Genomic DNA, 16,167 nt, shown 5'->3' on the forward strand with positions numbered 1-16,167 from the left:
AAGAACCCAATCGCACTTCCGATTATTCCCACTCAATTCCATCCAACCAACGAACTCTATTCACTTACCCTGCTCTCAAGATTTACTATTGACCTACGCTTGTTCAAGGAGGAGCAATCGACATGACAACACCAATATCAGACATCGCCAGTGTGATTCACCATGGTGGTAAACATACCGTCACAGGCTCTTGTCATGAATTGAAACTGCCACACGGCAGCATCTTGATCGATTGTGGACTCTTCCAAGGCAAAGACATCCATTTTGGCAACCGCAGGGCATCATTGGATATTGAGTTTCCGGAAAAACACATCAAAGCATTAGTCCTGACTCATGCACATATCGACCATATTGGACGCCTACCTTGGTTACTGGCAGCTGGATTTAAAGGCCCCATTTACTGCACTAAAGCAACAGCCGAACTGGTACCGCTCATGTTAGAAGACGGGCTAAAGCTGCAACTGGGTTTGAACTACCATCAGCGTCAACAAGTCCTCAACGTCATTAAAAAACAGATAAGACCCCATGACTACCAACAATGGCTGCCACTTGGCAAACAATGTTACCTGCGCTTTCAACCTGCAGGACACATTCTTGGTTCCGCTTATGTGGAATTCAAACTCCCTAATCATGAAATCATCGTGTTCTCCGGAGATCTAGGTCCGTCCAATACCCCGCTCTTGCCCGATCCAAAGCCGCCAAAGCGTGCCGACTATCTGTTCATCGAGTCCACATACGGCAACAAAGAGCATGAAGACATTGTCACTCGAACTGAGCGCTTGAACGCCATTATCGATCACGCACTGCAAGACGGTGGCGTAATTCTGATCCCAGCTTTCAGCGTAGGACGTACGCAGGAACTGTTATTCGATATTGAGCAACTGATTCACCAACGCGACTTGTCGTCTTCTTTGCCAATTATCCTAGACTCACCGCTTGCGAAAAGAGTCACGAAGACCTACCGCCGTTTCAAAAAACTATGGGGAAAAGAAGCAAAGCAAAAGCTCAACAATCATCGTCACCCCCTCGCCTTTGAACAATGCATTACTGTAGAAAACCATCGAGAACATCAAGCATTAGTGAATCGACTAGCCTCCACCGATGAACCTGCGATTGTCGTCGCGGCATCCGGTATGTGCGAAGGAGGAAGAATCGTCAATTACTTAAAAGCACTCTTACCGGATGAAAGAAATGATGTGTTGTTTGCGGGCTATCAAGCGCAAGGAACCTTAGGTCGAGAAATCCAATCAGGCAGCCACACGGTGGGTATCGATAACCAACCAATCGAAGCCAACGCGCAGGTCCATACCATCTCTGGTTATTCTGCACACGCAGACCAAAGCGATTTATTGAAGTTTGTTACTGAGATTCCAACACAACCAAAAGCCGTGCATTTGATACATGGAGAGAAAGAAGCAAAAAGTGAGTTAGGGAAGAGGATTGAAGTGGAAGGAGTTGAGGTAGTCTATTAATTGGAGCTTGTTAGGTGTTTTAATAAGAGCAAAGAAAAAAGGTCCTAGCAAACTAGGACCTTACCAGAGATTCATTAGTCGCTACCAAACAAGTCACGGGTGTAAACTTTATCCGCTACATCGGCTAACTCTTCCACCATGCGGTTAGAAACAATCACATCCGCACTTTGTTTGAATTCATTCAGGTCTTTAATCACTCGAGAGTTAAAGAAATCTTCTTCTTTGAGTACTGGTTCGTAAACCACGACCTCAACACCTTTCGCCTTGATTCGCTTCATAATGCCTTGAATAGAAGAAGCACGGAAATTATCCGATCCAGCCTTCATGATAAGGCGGTAAATGCCTACTACTTTTGGTTCACGCTTGAGGATAGATTCCGCCACAAAGTCTTTACGAGTGCGGTTTGCATCCACAATCGCGCCAATGATGTTATTCGGCACTTCTTGGTAGTTCGCAAGCAACTGCTTCGTGTCTTTTGGAAGGCAGTAACCACCGTAACCAAAGGACGGGTTGTTGTAATGATTACCAATACGTGGGTCTAAGCCAACACCTTCAATAATCTGGCGAGCATCCAGACCGTGTGCTTCTGCATAAGAATCGAGCTCATTAAAGTACGCAACACGCATAGCAAGGTAAGTGTTAGAGAACAGCTTAACCGCTTCCGCTTCTGTAGAGTCAGTAAAGAGCACTTGAATGTTTTCTTTTACAGCCCCTTCAACAAGCAGACCTGCAAATATTTCAGCACGTTCGCTACGCTCACCGACGATGATACGTGACGGATGAAGGTTATCATAAAGCGCTTTACCTTCACGAAGAAACTCTGGCGAGAAAATAACGTTCTCACACCCTAACTCCTCTTTGATACGCGTCGTGTAACCAACTGGCACAGTTGACTTAATCACCATTACCGCATCTGGATTAATCGCCATCACATCTTTAATCACAGCTTCTACTGAAGAAGTATTAAAGTAATGCGTAACAGAGTCATAATCCGTTGGCGTTGCGATCACAACATATTCTGCGCCTTGATAAGCCTTCTGCTTATCTGTTGTTGCGATAAAGTTTAGTTCCCTGTTTTCAAGGAAACTTTCAATCTCAGCATCAACAATTGGAGATTGTTTTTTATTTAACAATTCAACTTTTTCAAGAACAATATCTAGTGCAACCACTTCATGGTTTTGAGCTAACAACATGGCGTTGGAAAGGCCGACATAACCAGTGCCAGCGACAGCAATTTTCATGAATATCCCCTTAAAACTATCACGCTAAGAATACTCCTCCTCGTAAATGACATCAACTCTAGAGGCACTTCTGTGAACACGGTTAGCTATAAATATCCTATTACTAACTTTTTCATGTCTTTAATTTACGTTAGAATCGCATAGATTAAATTTAATAATACAGTTGGCTAATGTATGCTCCTCGAACTCAGTTTTATCTTTTTCTCTTCTTTTGCCACGCTCTTTTTAATGCGAAAAGTAGCAAAGAAAGTAGGCTTAGTTGACAAGCCCAACGCTCGTAAACTACATAATGGTGCAGTCCCTTTAGTTGGTGGAATCTCTATTTGTTTAGTTCTTACACAATACCTCACTTTTAAACCAGAAATCATCGAACATAGCTGGCTTTATCTACTTTGCATCTGCGTGTTAACAGTTGTCGGAGCCGTTGATGATAAGATCGACCTCAGCTTCAAAGTTAGAATGGGCATTCAAGCAGCGTTATCTATAGTAATGATGAAAGTAGCGGGTATTGAGCTACATAGCCTAGGTGACATGTTTGGTTTTGGTGAGATTTCCCTTGGCTGGGCTGGAAGTTTGGTGACGATCCTAGCTGTAATTGGAGCAATAAATGCCTTTAATATGGTTGATGGGATTGACGGCCTGCTAGGTGGATTATCTATTGTAACCTTTGGCGCGTTAGCATTTTTACTTCAAGTCGATAGCCAGCATGGCCTTGCCTATTTATGTGTCGTAATTATAGTAGCGATGCTACCTTACATTTGCATGAACCTTGGCGTTTTGGGGAGAGAGAGAAAAGTTTTCATGGGCGATGCTGGAAGCATGATGATCGGCTTTACTGTCATTTGGCTATTATTAGGAGTCAGCCAGGTTGAAGGTACAGAACCTTTGATGCGCCCAGTCACGGCTCTTTGGCTAATCGCAGTCCCACTAATGGATATGGCTGCAATAATGATCCGCCGCATACGCCGTGGGGATTCACCATTCAAACCAGATCGCGAACACCTGCACCATATATTCCAAAGATTAGGGTTAGGGCCAAAACAAACTCTTGTTTCAATTTGCTTTATTGCTTCACTTTATGCAAGCGTAGGCATTTATGGAGAGGCAAGAGATATCCCAGAATCAGTCATGTTCAGTTTATTCATTGGATGTTTTGTTGTTTACTCATTAATTCTTACCTATATCTGGCGCGTAACCAGCTTCCTACGTAAGAAGTTAAATAAAGAGTCCCCAACACAAGAAGTATAAGTAATCATCCATTGCTACTTGATGTCAGGAAAAAACGACCTTTTTTATCATTTAGGTGCATTTCAATATAACATTACTTACTTGGCTATCATCACAGGTACTTTAGCGAATTGAGGATTAAATGGACCTTCTTTAACTTCCAGTAACAGAGCTTTATCGGAAAGACATTCCACACTATGGATGTCTTTCGGTAGAAACTCGATAACCCTTACGCTCTGACCATCGCCGACGAGGAGCTCTGAAGCAACACTCCCATCAAAGTTATAATGGCACACTCTAATCACACCACTTACGACGATAAACATCTCCCATTGATGTGAAAGTTCGTGATAATGAGGTTCGACATAACTTCCCTTTGTTAAAGCGATGAATAGCCTCTGAACCTTTTCACCATAATCAGCATGTAAATTATGGTGTGCCCTTTTTCTTGATGAGGTTTGCGCTCTTTCAAAAAGTACAGATAAGCTCTCATCATTATAAGTGTTCATACTATTCCTTCAATGCTTCGATAATGCTTGCTCCTGCCGCCTGAACAGAAAACTCTTGCTCAAGCAGAGAATATGCTTTGCATCCAATTTGTGCTCTCAGTTCCACGTTTTCATACAGTGATAACGCATTCTTATAAAGTACGTCGTCTTCACCATTGACAGAAATCATCCCCGCATTATTGTCATTAATAATGTCAAGTAAGTCATTACCAATATTCACACTGCCTAAGATTGGAATGGATTGAACCATATACCCTAAGAGCTTACCCGGAAAGTTGTGAGCAGTATGCTGAGCAGAAAGCGAAAAAAGGCCCACATCAATATCTGCAAGGAGGTTCTTAAACTCCTTTTGGTCTACTGAAGGGAGATAAGTGAAGTTATCAAGCCTCCACTCTTTGGCTAAACGCTTAATAAGATTAACTTCATCGCCTTGTCCGACAAAAAGAAAATGTGCTTTCTTATATGAACTCATCGCTCTAGCGAGACGTATCAAATTGGCCATATTTTGAGCATGACCAATATTGCCTCCATAGAAGTAAATGACCTTGTCTTCTAAATTTAGTTGGCAACGAATACTGTCTTTCTGAGAAGACAGTGTATGCGGGGTAAGCTCTGCCCAATTTCTTAATATTTCGGAAGTATAACGATGCTCTGTAATCTCGTTAAAAAGCAATTGATTTTTTTCAGACATTAAACCAATGGTATCGGCTTGCTCATAAGAAAGTTTTTCAAAGAATCGAAAATATCTTTCAATCAATGAACCTTGCTTTATCATGCCGGCATCGATGACCCATTGAGGAAATAAGTCTCGCAAAACCAAGTACGCTTTACATTGGCAACGTACTTTAATTTTTGAAACAAGTCCCCCAAAGAAAATCGATGGTGAGTAGTAAACAATGCCATCGAACGTATCTGGCTTAACTTCATGAGAAATGGCATTCCAGGCACGAGTTGACAACAACGTTTCATTAACCGCTCGCTTTATTTTGGGTACATCTTTAATTGCACCACTGGAGAATCGCCAAACCTTTACGTTATCTATAACGCTTTTTACTAACTTTGTTTGTTGCCCTTGTTCGGGGGTAATAACAGTAACATCATGTCCTAGAGCGGCGTAGTGGCAAGCCAATTCATGAAACATTTTTGCCCCAACACGGGTACTGCGGGGCAAGTAATCATCAATAATTAAAGCTAAGCGCATTAATACTTTTTCCAAACGACACGATTCACGTAATCAGTGTACGAGTGAACAATACGAACGACCTTATCTGACACATTCGGCATGCTGTAATCTTCCACTCTTCTTAACAAACGGCTCTCGCCACTTGGCTGACTTTCCAGTATCTGCAAGCCCTGCATGATGCGCTCAACTTCTAGACCCACCATCATCACCGCAGCTTCTTCCATTCCCTCTGGGCGCTCGTGCGCTTCTCGCAAGTTCAACGCTGGGAAGTTCATAATCGATGACTCTTCATTGATTGTGCCACTGTCTGAAAGCACCGCTTTTGCGTTTTTCTGAAGATGGTTGTAGTCATGAAAACCTAACGGCTTCAGAAGCTGAATGTTGGCATGAAACTCAATACCTTGTGCTTCTATTCGGTTTCGTGTGCGAGGGTGAGTCGATACGATAACTGGGTATCCATACTTCGCCGCTACTGCATTCAAGCTCTCCGCCAATTTTGCAAGCTGCTTTGGTGAATCGACATTCTCTTCTCGGTGAGCACTCACCACAAAGAACTCACCTTTCACCAAACCAAGACGCTCAAGAACGTCTGAGTTATCGATTTGAGGCATGTAGTGGTTCAGCACCTCAAACATTGGGCTGCCCGTTTTAATAACGCGGTCAGCTGGAAGCCCTTCCGCTAACAAGTAATCACGAGCAATCGTGCTGTAAGTAAGGTTAATGTCTGCGGTATGATCGACAATACGGCGATTGGTCTCTTCAGGAACTCGTTGGTCGAAACAGCGATTGCCCGCCTCCATATGAAAGATAGGCACCTTACGACGTTTCGCTGGAATGGCAGAAATGCAAGAGTTGGTATCACCTAGGACCAGCATAGCTTCCGGCTTTATCTCTTCCAGCACTTCATCCACTTTGATGATGACCTGACCAATAGTCTCAGCCGCGTTCTTGCCTGCTGCATTAAGAAAGTAATCCGGCTTACGGACCCCTAAGTCATTAAAGAAGACTTCGTTAAGCTCGAAGTCATAGTTCTGACCGGTGTGTACTAGAATATGCTCACAATGCTCATCCAATTTTGCCAACACACGGGACAGACGAATAATCTCAGGACGCGTGCCAACCACCGACATGACTTTTAATTTCTTCATTTTTTTTCTCTTCAAGGTTTACAGTGGGAACGCAAAGGTATCTGGCGCTTCTCTGTCAAAAATCTCATTTGCCCAAAGCATAACGATCATCTCTTCATCGCCAATATTCGTGATGTCATGTGACCAACCTGGCACAGTCTCGACGATTTGAGGAGCGCTGCCTTCCGTCTCCAGCTCATAGTGCTCCCCCGTCCCAATGTGTTCAAACTTAAAGCGAGCTTTACCTTTTAAGACAAGGAACTTTTCATTCTTGCTGTGGTGATAGTGCCCACCTCGAGTTATCCCAGGGTGCGCGGTAAAGAAAGAAAATTGGCCTGCTTGCTTTGTTTTTAGCATCTCGCTAAACACACCACGCTCATCACCATAACTAGGGATGGTATAGCTAAATTGCTCAGGTGACATATAGCTTAAGTAAGTCGAGTACAATGCACGAACCAATCCTGTACCCACATCTTCCGTAACTAAGTTCTCTCGACTCTCTTTAAACGCTCGCAGTAAATCCGCCACCTCACCAACTGTGGTTGGATACTCCGGTGAAACAGCTTTGGCCCCACTCGGCTCAGTACCATCAAGTAAAGCAATTAAGCTACGACAAACGTCATCGATATAAACAAGCGTTACCGGAGCTTTAGGGTCGTTGATGGTAATATCTAGGTCATTGAGTGTGTTGTAACAGAAAGTGGCAACAAATGAGTTGTAGTTTGGGCGACACCATTTTCCAAACACATTAGGAAAACGATAGATATAAAATGACGCACCGCTTTCTTGCCCATATTGCTCAACACTCTGCTCGGCAGAGCGTTTGCTCTGTCCATATGCGTTGTCTTGAAGAGCTTGAGTGGAAGAACTCACCACAAGGGGAATCTTTCGACCACTAGCTTTAAGCTGTTCGACAACGAAATCAGTAAAATCGGCGTTGCCCTCTTGGAATTCCGCTTCTGTTTTTGGGCGATTAATTCCAGCTAAGTGATAAACAAAGTCAGCCTCAGCTAACGCATGAATCGTTTGCTCACTTGTGGTATCACGGTCAATTTCAACAAGGTCTTCATAGCCATGCTCACGAAGCATGACACAGAGGTTTTTTCCAATGAAACCTTTTGCACCTGTTACAACAATCTTCATCTATACGCCCTCTGGTACAACCAAACTTCCAGCTTCAATATCGACAATGAAATCAAGCTTACGTAATAGCTCAACCATACCCTCGACATCCAAACGCTCAGTATTGTGAGAGTTGTAATCTTCGATAAGGGATAGGTCTTTCTCACCTTCTTCATTGTATTTTGAGTAGTTAAGATCTCGATTGTCTGATGGGATGCAGTAGTAGTTGCCTTGGTCCTCTGTTACAAACATTTCTTCACGGCTACACAGTGCTTCATACAACTTCTCGCCGTGACGAGTACCAATAACGTTAATCTGGTGCTCATCCTTATGAGTAAGGCGTAATAGTGCTTGAACTAATACATTAATAGTCGCTGCAGGCGCTTTCTGTACGAAGATATCGCCATTGGTTCCGTTAACGAAAGCATGCAACACAAGGTCAACCGCATCGTTGAGGGTCATCATGAAACGAGTCATGTTCGGGTCAGTGATGGTGATTGGCTGGCCGTTGATGATCTGACGCAAAAACAGTGGAATCACTGAACCGCGAGAAGCCATCACGTTACCGTAACGAGTCGCACAAATAGTTGTGTTGGTGTGCTCTAGGTTACGGCTCTTAGCAACAATGACTTTTTCCATCATCGCTTTTGAAATGCCCATCGCGTTGATAGGATAAACCGCTTTGTCGGTACTCAGGCAAACCACGCGCTCAACATTATTTGCAATCGCCGCTTCGAGTACGTTCTCAGTACCCAATACGTTGGTTTTTACTGCTTCTAGAGGGTAAAACTCACAAGAAGGTACTTGTTTTAACGCTGCCGCATGGTAAATGTAATCCACTCCCCGAGTTGCATTGAGAATGCTTTGGTAGTCTCGAACGTCACCGATATAGAACTTAAGCTTATCGTTGTTGTACTTCTTTCTCATATCATCTTGTTTTTTCTCATCACGAGAAAAAATACGAATCTCTTTGATATCGGTTTCTAAGAAGCGATCAAGAACGGCATTACCGAATGAGCCTGTACCACCAGTAATGAGAAGAATTCTGTCTTTAAACATTATTTGCTGTCTCTATAGTCTTTCATTAATTCATAAATACGTTTGCAGTTGTCCCCATCAAACTTGTGGAACTTTCGTTTGGTACTGAGCAATAGCTCACGATCAAAGTCACCAGACAACGAGTTAGAGAGCACTGTTTTAAACTCTGCAAATGAACTTGGTTTTGGCCCAGGAGTGACTGCGTGATAATCAAAGTTAAACCCTGGGTTCTTCGTGTATTCTTCAATGTCGTATGGAAGAAACAGCATCGGTCTATCTAGATGTAAAAAGTCGAAGTAAATACTTGAGTAATCAGTGATCAGCATGTCGAATGCATTGATGTACTCCATAACATCTGGAAAGGCGTCTTGCTCAAAAGAAACAACATTGGGCAATTTGAGGATTTCTTGGTTGTTCTGAGCATCAAGCAAATGCGCTCGCACAAAAACAAAGATATCCTCGCTTTCGAGATAAGATTGTAGCTCCTCGAGCTTGAGATCTTCAAATGGAAAAAAGACCGTGGAAGGACGCTCATCCGGGTAGGTTTTAAATGGGTTAAGACTGAACGCTTTTGCTGGAGCATTTCTCCAGGTCGGGGCATACAACACCAATTTCGATTGTTCAGTGATACGAGCATCGAGTGCTCGTACTTGCGCAGCATTGTCTTTGGTAAAAACGGCATCGTTCCATGCTTGTCCAGTAACAACGACACTACTCGGCTTGCATCGAAAACTGTCGACAAGCACATCGGAGACAGTATCTGAGGTGCTAGTCACAATGTCATATTTAGGATACACAAACGAGAACAACAAGCGCTTCAGAGCATTGATGCTGACGTCTTTATAGAGAACTTTCTTGAGCGGAATACCATGCCAAAGATTGACACACAACCTACCGACGTCAAAGAAAGGGACCTTGATCGGAAGCCCAGTCGAGGTCACCCAGATTCCAGCAGACATAATCCAACGGATGTTTTCTACTCCTTGATTGGAGATAAATCCGCCCCCAAACTCCTGATTTAACTGCTCTCGAAGTCTGTTATTATTCACAACAAATTTGCACTCGAGGTCAGTGTTTGCGATACAGAACTCAAAAAGGTGTTTTGAGTTTTGATTAAAACTCGCTCCCGATGCTGAATAGAAAACAACTCGATTAACCTTTTTAGGAAAGATTAAGTAGTATATTAAATAACTTAATTTTAAAATTACACTCATTACAAAATCACACTTTATTCTCTGCGAAAGCCTTTCTCTTAAAAGATAGAGATGGACGTTCAATCAAACGCCAAGACAATATTCCTGAAAGCAAAGTTAACACTATCACCAATGAAAACTTATAGATTGACGATAAATCTAAATCGATAACAAAGTTAACCCAAAGCATGTGGTATATGTATACCCCATACGATATATCGTTTCTGTTTAGCATCTTTTCAGACAAACTCGGCATCGAATAAGCCGCACTAATAACTAACAATGATAAAGTCACCACCAGAATCGGGGTTAGATAAGACCCATAGGTAATGAATCCGCTTACCTCCATTACATTCGCTAACACTAAGTGCAACAGTAAAAATGTAACGAATCGCCCCTTAACCCAGCTTATCACTTGCTCACTATAAGTTTGAACTATCACCCCCAAAATGAAGTAATAGACAAAAGGTAAAAAGGTCACCCCGAAAAGCTTATTGATTACCCCTCTATGCTCCACGGTAGTGAAATAAAGCCCATAGACTTGGTTAACTACTACAAAGCTAATCAAAACTAACAGAATAAACCACTTACTGTTGGCCTTAAAACGCTCAACAAAGAGATAGATTAGCGGGGCAAGTATATAGAACTGTAATTCCACGGGTATAGTCCAGAGACTACCATTGATCACACCCACACCATAACCACGAAGAAAGTCAGGATTGTAAAACTGTCCTACAGTAGCTTGTGCCACCAGCCACTTTGACAACGCCAATAAGCTAAAATCAATTTGCTGGTTGAACAAAACAAACGCTAGCGTTACTAACAAGCATACTAAAAGTGCTGGGTATATCCGTACAATTCGATTAAAAGCATAACTTCTAATATCAGGGCTTCTTTTATAAGCAGATGAAATTAAGTACCCACTAACAAAAAAGAAAATTGGCACACCTGGAAAATAGCGAAGAAAGTAGTCATACAAAACTAGTTCCACACCCAAATGATGGACACTGTGCCCTATAACCACTTGTATAGCAGCAAACAAACGTATTAAATCAAAGTTATTTATTTTTGAAAACTTCATAAACTTTAAATATTTCCATTAAAGACTTGAACAGAGTAATACCCAAAATAAAAATAAAGCAACGAATTCACTAAAACTAAAAAACCAGAATATAAATATCTATCTCTAGATAATTTAACAATTAGAGATGATAAAAACATAGCTTGAAAAAACACCAAGTAATATAGTACCCTATTAAAGATTGGGTTATAGTAAAAAACCATGCCTAGCGAATATGTTATTATTGATAAATTGTAAAAAAGAATCATATCATCACGTCTTTCATGCCTCACCAAATACGCACCAACCAAGCAGAAGATTAAATTAACAAACATTCCCAGCCCTAACCCTCCAATATATGAATTCATATGCTCGGAGACCAAATAAAAGCGATATGGGGTACTAGGAGGTAATGAGTGATATAACCAATCTGCTAATACAGCCACAAATTTAATTTGACCTAAAATAAAACCGATTACAGCTATAGAAATCAATATGATTGTGGGGATATTCCTCTTAATGATGGGCAAGAAAATAGGAATAAAAACAAATAAAATCGCAGTAGGGTGAAATAACGCGGCTAATAATGTACTGAAAGTATATTTTTTGATCTTTCCGTATGGCAAATGACTAAGGAAGGAATACGCTAAGACTAAAGAGGCTAAAGATGATCTTAAAATATTGAAGCTACTTGTAAATGTCAAACAAAAATAGACAATCAAAAAAATTAAAAATGTAGTCTTACCATAAAGCTCAATTACTTTTTTATAAATAAAAAACTGAAATAAAACCTGAAGAGCCGATACCGTAACAAATAATAGCCTAGGATCATTACTTATCAAGTTAAGGTTATCAAAAAGAAAGTTAAATATTACTCCTTTTGATGCATCGAACGGAAACTCTCCTTTGTATAATCCAATATATGAAGGGTAATCCGTCCCTATATTAACCTGTGTTGCTGTTGTTATGAACAACGGAATCAGTAAGAAAGCTAGGGATAATATTTTATTTTTATTCAATATCTTAGAATAGATAATGGGATATATAAATAACACATACACTGAACAAATTAATGGATACAGTACATTAACTGCCATTATCTAGCCCCTGATTTTTACTTACTACCAACTTTTTTTCTTTTAATATTCGTTTGATGCGACTCAACTTACCTATAAATCCAAATACACGCGCAAGGCACATCGTTTCTAGCTTGTAGTAAAAACCATAAACTACACCGACTTTTTGACAAAGGTTAACAAAGCCACCATTTTGAGAAACAATGAACGCTCTAACCTCGCTGTACACCGATAAGATTTCTTTATCAAATTCAAGGCTCAGCTGATGTCGGTGTTCATCTAACAAAGCCAGCATATGCGCTAGCTTCATGAGCGCACAACGACTACGACATAAATCGTTATCTTTTAGCACCTTAGAATAACTTAGAATCACCGAACGAAGATCTTGAAAATGTTCTTTCGTAATCGCTCTACGAGTGGTTGAGCTCGCATTATCTCTGTATCCAACACAAACAATGTTGAGTCTAGCTATACGATTGGATGAGTAGATGCCTTTTAAAGTTGGAAGTTGGTCTTCATAATAAAACCCACCAACGCCAGATATCACCTTGCTAATGTAAAAATCACGGCGCCACAATTTGTCCCAATTGTATGCGGTATACATAAACTGGTTAATGTACTCCTTACCGGTGTACACGCTCACAGGCTTGAGTGTGTGAGCAGAGTCTTTCGAAAACCTTGGCTGGTCAGAAAAAATGACATAGTCATAAACAGCCATATCCAAGTCATTTTTAGAAGCGACAGTGTAGATTTCACCTAAAGCGTTAGGTGCCAAGAGATCATCACCATCTAAAAAGACAAGATATTCCCCTGTCGCTTTTTCAGCGCCTATTTCTCTAGCCTTTGCAGGCCCCTCATTAACCTTATTGATCACTCGAAGAGATGCGTACTCGTTCTCGAGTTGGGCTAAGATGTTTTGAGTATTATCATTTGAACCGTCATTAATGCAAATGACCTCAAATAGGTCTAGGTCTTGATTCATGGCCGAACGGATACACTCTTCTATGAATCGCTCGCCATTATATACAGGGATAATGATGGAAATTTTCATTAACAATCGAGTAGCCCTAATTAGTTAAAACAGACGCTAGGATATCTTTAGCGCTTTTTTTCTCTTGCTCTCTGATTATATTAACCGCGGCAAAATCTATCTCTTTTGCAACAAGTTCGGCTGAAATATCATCGACAGATGTCACTAATCGGTCAAGTAAACCAAACTTAGATAATACTGAGGTAAACCGAGCAAGGCCACGCGACTCGTTGCCTATTGCAATAAATGGAATATTGAAAATAATGCAAAACGCGACGCCATGGAATGAGTCGGTCACCACATAATTGGCGTCCATAAAGCCACGAATCCACTGCGTTACTGCAGGGTAAGTCTCGTAAGGTGTTTCGGGTAGCACGGTAAACTCGGTTAATTGAGTCAGCTCTAACACAAAGTCGATGACTTTTCTTTTATCTTCTCGTTGGTCAAGCACGTATACGAACAGGTCGCCTGTGGAGTGAGGGGGGTTATCTTGCTCAACTAAATTGATATAAGTCTCTTTGTCGAGTAGTAGCGTAGGATCAACAACGTGCGTCGCTGAAGCACCAAAAACATTACTACACAAATCGACTGCCGAGCTTTCACGCACGGTGATCTCATCGAATTTACTCAACAGGTGTGACACTTGTTTGATTTGCTCTGGTGAATACTCAGCCGCATTATCTATACCAAATGAAGCAGCATAGGACATACGTTTGACGTTTTGCTTCCCTTCCAAAAAATCGAAGAAATAAGTCATGATCCCAGGAGAGTATAACGGCCTCCAAACCTGGTCGCTCCCTACAACGAAGGCATCAAACTGGTATTCATCCAACTGCTGGATTTTACTTACCGAATCAACGGGCTTTGTAAGCGTTAGCTTTTCTGCGATGAATCTATCGGTCTCTTTTTGAATTCGCGCCTTTTCCTGGTTAGATAAAGGCCAAAGTCTCGCCACAGGCTTATTTCGCAGATAACGATTTACACAGGCTTTAGCAAATGAAGGTATGCCAAAAAGCCTTGGCTTTCGAAACGGAATATCAGCAGTGTATACATCATGACCATTGTCACGAATAACTTTCTGCAGCGCGTATGCCTGAAGTAAACCACCATAGTTCTTATGCAATGGCTGAGTAAGAATGCAAACCTTCATTTAGCTACCTTTAACGATTTTTCGAATTGTGCTCATCCCTTTATGACCAATCATTTTTTTGGTTTTACCTTTAAGTAAAAGCTTTGAGTCTTGCTTGATATTAAGCACCTTTTCCAATGCCTTGCTTTCAAGTCTGCTGTCGGTGAAAACTTCAAACACCACCGATTGCTTCATTGGTTCAACCGATAAAAACTGCTCTTTGGCTTTGATGAATTCTTCTTTCGTCGAAGCACTCAAATATTGGAGGCCGAGATCCTGAGCGAAATTCTTAACCAAAGTTTTCGATTTGTTCCCAAAGTGATTGGCCGCCGCAATATACTCATCCGCAGCATCATCAAAATAAGCTGCGTGATGGTTGTACTGCTTAAATTCAGTGCCTTTACCATTGTTGATCATCAGGATTCTAAGGTTCTTGCCAACATGTCTATTCCCAAGCGTGTTCATATCGTAGAAGAACGCAAGGTCACCAAGTACACAAAAATAAGGTTTGCTTTCATTATTTAGCGACGCACCTAACAAAGAAGATAGAATTCCGTCAATACCAAATCCCCCCACGTTACTGCATACATCGACAGTTTCGGGAACTTCAAAGAAGTTCCAAGAACGTAAGCTATTTAGGATCCCTAAATGCAAGTTTGAGTGCGGTGGTAGGTGAGTAGCAAGTTGTGAAGCGACCCAAATATTAGAATACGGCAGCTCTGGCATGCTCTCGCGTAATGAAGACAGATAATCCTTGCAGGTAAGATAATAGCTGTTGTTTGGGGAGTTCGACTGAGTATACTTCTTGAAAAATAGCGACTCTGGCATTTCGAATACATGCTTCAACTTGCGGAAAGTATCACGTAACTCACCATCTCGACTGACACGCCAAACTTGCTTTCCTGACATTCTAAGACTTGGATAGTCGCCGCTTATTTCACCAATGTGAATAGAGATATCAGGCCTTAACGCCGAGTTATCCATATACTCTTGTCCTGCCGCCAAAGAGAACAGCAAGCGATACTTACCCTTATAGCCACTTGTGTGATCACAAAAGACAACAGCATCATTCGCTTCACAAAAGGCGTCTAATGCCTCAGTTTGTTTTTGTTCCCACTTAGGATGTGAACCAATAAATACGGCTACCTTACCCTTGAGTTCAGGTAGGTTGCCACTATCGATAAAGTGACGATGAATAGCTCGCGAAGTAGGTAAGACTTTACAATCAAACGGAAGGTTATAATTTGTAAACAGATTAATATGAGCAGGGCCACCGCCATCGCGATATAGTTCTAGAATGGCCTTATTAGCACTGACTTCGCAAGCCCAGACATCGTCGGCATCTTTAACAATTGGCATAGACACGCTGACTTTTGTGACGTCATTTTGCAGACTGCTTCGATCAATGACCTGTGCAACCAAGTGACCCACTTTTGATGTATCCTGAGTAGAGGTAATCGCCAACACTGGTAGTTTGCGATAGTAAGCTTCAGTCAAGCCAGGCAAATAGTTTCTGGAGGCTGTAGCGCCAGTACAACTGATGACAACCGGTTCCTCTGATTCTGCCGCTAACCCACACGCCATATAAGCCGCCGAGCGCTCGTCAACAGCCGAGTACATTTCGAAGTAAGGGTCATTTTGAATGCTACCAATAAATGCGACATTAGTGTTTCCTGGGGAAGCAACTACCTTTTTGATTCCATGTTGCTTTAACAACGACATGACAATTTGAGCATTTTTTTCTCTTGTAAACATAGAGT

General features: G+C 41.6%; 14 protein-coding genes. 2 read left to right on the forward strand and 12 right to left on the reverse strand.

Going from position 1 to position 16,167, the window contains the following annotated elements; all coding sequences use genetic code 11:
- Positions 1-122 precede the first annotated feature (122 nt).
- A complete protein-coding gene (locus BCT11_RS14810; protein ID WP_102388591.1) occupies positions 123-1,472 on the forward strand; it encodes an MBL fold metallo-hydrolase in 1,350 nt (449 codons plus the stop codon).
- Between the two features lie 74 nt (positions 1,473-1,546).
- Here the strand turns inward: BCT11_RS14810 and BCT11_RS14815 are convergent, their stop codons facing one another.
- Complete coding sequence (locus BCT11_RS14815; protein WP_102388592.1) at positions 1,547-2,713, reverse strand: nucleotide sugar dehydrogenase; 1,167 nt, start codon at positions 2,711-2,713, stop codon at positions 1,547-1,549.
- Positions 2,714-2,887: 174 nt separating this feature from the next.
- Between BCT11_RS14815 and wecA the strand changes: the two genes are divergently transcribed.
- On the forward strand, positions 2,888-3,961 hold the full coding sequence (gene wecA / locus BCT11_RS14820; RefSeq protein ID WP_102388593.1) for a UDP-N-acetylglucosamine--undecaprenyl-phosphate N-acetylglucosaminephosphotransferase: 1,074 nt from the start codon (positions 2,888-2,890) through the stop codon (positions 3,959-3,961).
- A gap of 77 nt (positions 3,962-4,038) precedes the next feature.
- Here wecA and BCT11_RS14825 read toward each other — a convergent pair whose 3' ends face one another.
- Genes BCT11_RS14825 through BCT11_RS14875 form a run of 11 tightly spaced genes read right to left on the reverse strand, consistent with a single transcriptional unit; the run spans position 4,039 to position 16,162 of the window.
- A complete protein-coding gene (locus BCT11_RS14825) occupies positions 4,039-4,449 on the reverse strand; it encodes a WbuC family cupin fold metalloprotein (protein ID WP_102388594.1) in 411 nt (136 codons plus the stop codon).
- Position 4,450: 1 nt separating this feature from the next.
- Complete coding sequence (locus BCT11_RS14830) at positions 4,451-5,650, reverse strand: glycosyltransferase family 4 protein (protein ID WP_102388595.1); 1,200 nt, start codon at positions 5,648-5,650, stop codon at positions 4,451-4,453.
- Positions 5,650-6,780 carry a UDP-N-acetylglucosamine 2-epimerase (non-hydrolyzing) gene (gene wecB, locus BCT11_RS14835; RefSeq protein WP_102388596.1) on the reverse strand — a complete coding sequence of 377 codons (1,131 nt, stop codon included), beginning with the start codon at positions 6,778-6,780 and terminating at the stop codon, positions 5,650-5,652. The genes BCT11_RS14830 and wecB overlap by 1 nt, the downstream gene beginning before the upstream one ends.
- A gap of 18 nt (positions 6,781-6,798) precedes the next feature.
- Positions 6,799-7,902, reverse strand: a complete 1,104-nt coding sequence (locus BCT11_RS14840) for a capsular polysaccharide biosynthesis protein CapF (RefSeq protein ID WP_102388597.1) — start codon at positions 7,900-7,902, stop codon at positions 6,799-6,801.
- Entirely contained in the window at positions 7,903-8,940 is a 1,038-nt protein-coding gene (locus tag BCT11_RS14845) for a polysaccharide biosynthesis protein (RefSeq protein ID WP_038876853.1), read from the reverse strand. It lies immediately after the preceding gene.
- The gene (locus BCT11_RS14850) at positions 8,940-10,133 is read right to left on the reverse strand and encodes a CDP-glycerol glycerophosphotransferase family protein (RefSeq protein ID WP_102388598.1); all 1,194 of its coding nucleotides are present in this window, start codon (positions 10,131-10,133) and stop codon (positions 8,940-8,942) included. Before BCT11_RS14850 ends, BCT11_RS14845 begins: the two co-directional genes overlap by 1 nt.
- Before the next feature lie 7 nt (positions 10,134-10,140).
- Positions 10,141-11,193: an acyltransferase gene (locus BCT11_RS14855; protein ID WP_102388599.1), complete on the reverse strand. Its 1,053-nt coding sequence runs from the start codon at positions 11,191-11,193 to the stop codon at positions 10,141-10,143.
- A 5-nt stretch (positions 11,194-11,198) separates the two neighbouring features.
- The gene (locus BCT11_RS14860) at positions 11,199-12,269 is read right to left on the reverse strand and encodes an EpsG family protein (RefSeq protein WP_102388600.1); all 1,071 of its coding nucleotides are present in this window, start codon (positions 12,267-12,269) and stop codon (positions 11,199-11,201) included.
- Positions 12,259-13,299 carry a glycosyltransferase family 2 protein gene (locus tag BCT11_RS14865; RefSeq protein WP_102388601.1) on the reverse strand — a complete coding sequence of 347 codons (1,041 nt, stop codon included), beginning with the start codon at positions 13,297-13,299 and terminating at the stop codon, positions 12,259-12,261. The genes BCT11_RS14860 and BCT11_RS14865 overlap by 11 nt, the downstream gene beginning before the upstream one ends.
- A gap of 16 nt (positions 13,300-13,315) precedes the next feature.
- Positions 13,316-14,428 carry a polysaccharide pyruvyl transferase family protein gene (locus BCT11_RS14870; RefSeq protein WP_038876859.1) on the reverse strand — a complete coding sequence of 371 codons (1,113 nt, stop codon included), beginning with the start codon at positions 14,426-14,428 and terminating at the stop codon, positions 13,316-13,318.
- On the reverse strand, positions 14,429-16,162 hold the full coding sequence (locus tag BCT11_RS14875) for a thiamine pyrophosphate-binding protein (protein ID WP_038876862.1): 1,734 nt from the start codon (positions 16,160-16,162) through the stop codon (positions 14,429-14,431). It lies immediately after the preceding gene.
- Between the last annotated feature and the right edge of the window lie 5 nt (positions 16,163-16,167).

The sequence above is a fragment of the Vibrio sp. 10N.222.52.B12 genome, from assembly GCF_002875385.1.
Classification (GTDB): domain Bacteria; phylum Pseudomonadota; class Gammaproteobacteria; order Enterobacterales; family Vibrionaceae; genus Vibrio; species Vibrio jasicida.

Bases quoted from the DNA above. Each gene is read 5' to 3' on its own strand.
- BCT11_RS14845 (WP_038876853.1), bottom strand. From the start codon at position 8,940: ATGTTTAAAGACAGAATTCTTCTCATTACTGGTGGTACAGGCTCATTC.
- BCT11_RS14855 (WP_102388599.1), bottom strand. From the start codon at position 11,193: ATGAAGTTTTCAAAAATAAATAACTTTGATTTAATACGTTTGTTTGCT.
- BCT11_RS14825 (WP_102388594.1), bottom strand. From the start codon at position 4,449: ATGAACACTTATAATGATGAGAGCTTATCTGTACTTTTTGAAAGAGCG.
- BCT11_RS14810 (WP_102388591.1), top strand. From the start codon at position 123: ATGACAACACCAATATCAGACATCGCCAGTGTGATTCACCATGGTGGT.
- BCT11_RS14870 (WP_038876859.1), bottom strand. From the start codon at position 14,428: ATGAAGGTTTGCATTCTTACTCAGCCATTGCATAAGAACTATGGTGGT.
- BCT11_RS14865 (WP_102388601.1), bottom strand. From the start codon at position 13,299: ATGAAAATTTCCATCATTATCCCTGTATATAATGGCGAGCGATTCATA.
- wecA (WP_102388593.1), top strand. From the start codon at position 2,888: ATGCTCCTCGAACTCAGTTTTATCTTTTTCTCTTCTTTTGCCACGCTC.
- wecB (WP_102388596.1), bottom strand. From the start codon at position 6,780: ATGAAGAAATTAAAAGTCATGTCGGTGGTTGGCACGCGTCCTGAGATT.
- BCT11_RS14815 (WP_102388592.1), bottom strand. From the start codon at position 2,713: ATGAAAATTGCTGTCGCTGGCACTGGTTATGTCGGCCTTTCCAACGCC.
- BCT11_RS14875 (WP_038876862.1), bottom strand. From the start codon at position 16,162: ATGTTTACAAGAGAAAAAAATGCTCAAATTGTCATGTCGTTGTTAAAG.
- BCT11_RS14830 (WP_102388595.1), bottom strand. From the start codon at position 5,650: ATGCGCTTAGCTTTAATTATTGATGATTACTTGCCCCGCAGTACCCGT.
- BCT11_RS14850 (WP_102388598.1), bottom strand. From the start codon at position 10,133: ATGAGTGTAATTTTAAAATTAAGTTATTTAATATACTACTTAATCTTT.
- BCT11_RS14840 (WP_102388597.1), bottom strand. From the start codon at position 7,902: ATGAAGATTGTTGTAACAGGTGCAAAAGGTTTCATTGGAAAAAACCTC.
- BCT11_RS14860 (WP_102388600.1), bottom strand. From the start codon at position 12,269: ATGGCAGTTAATGTACTGTATCCATTAATTTGTTCAGTGTATGTGTTA.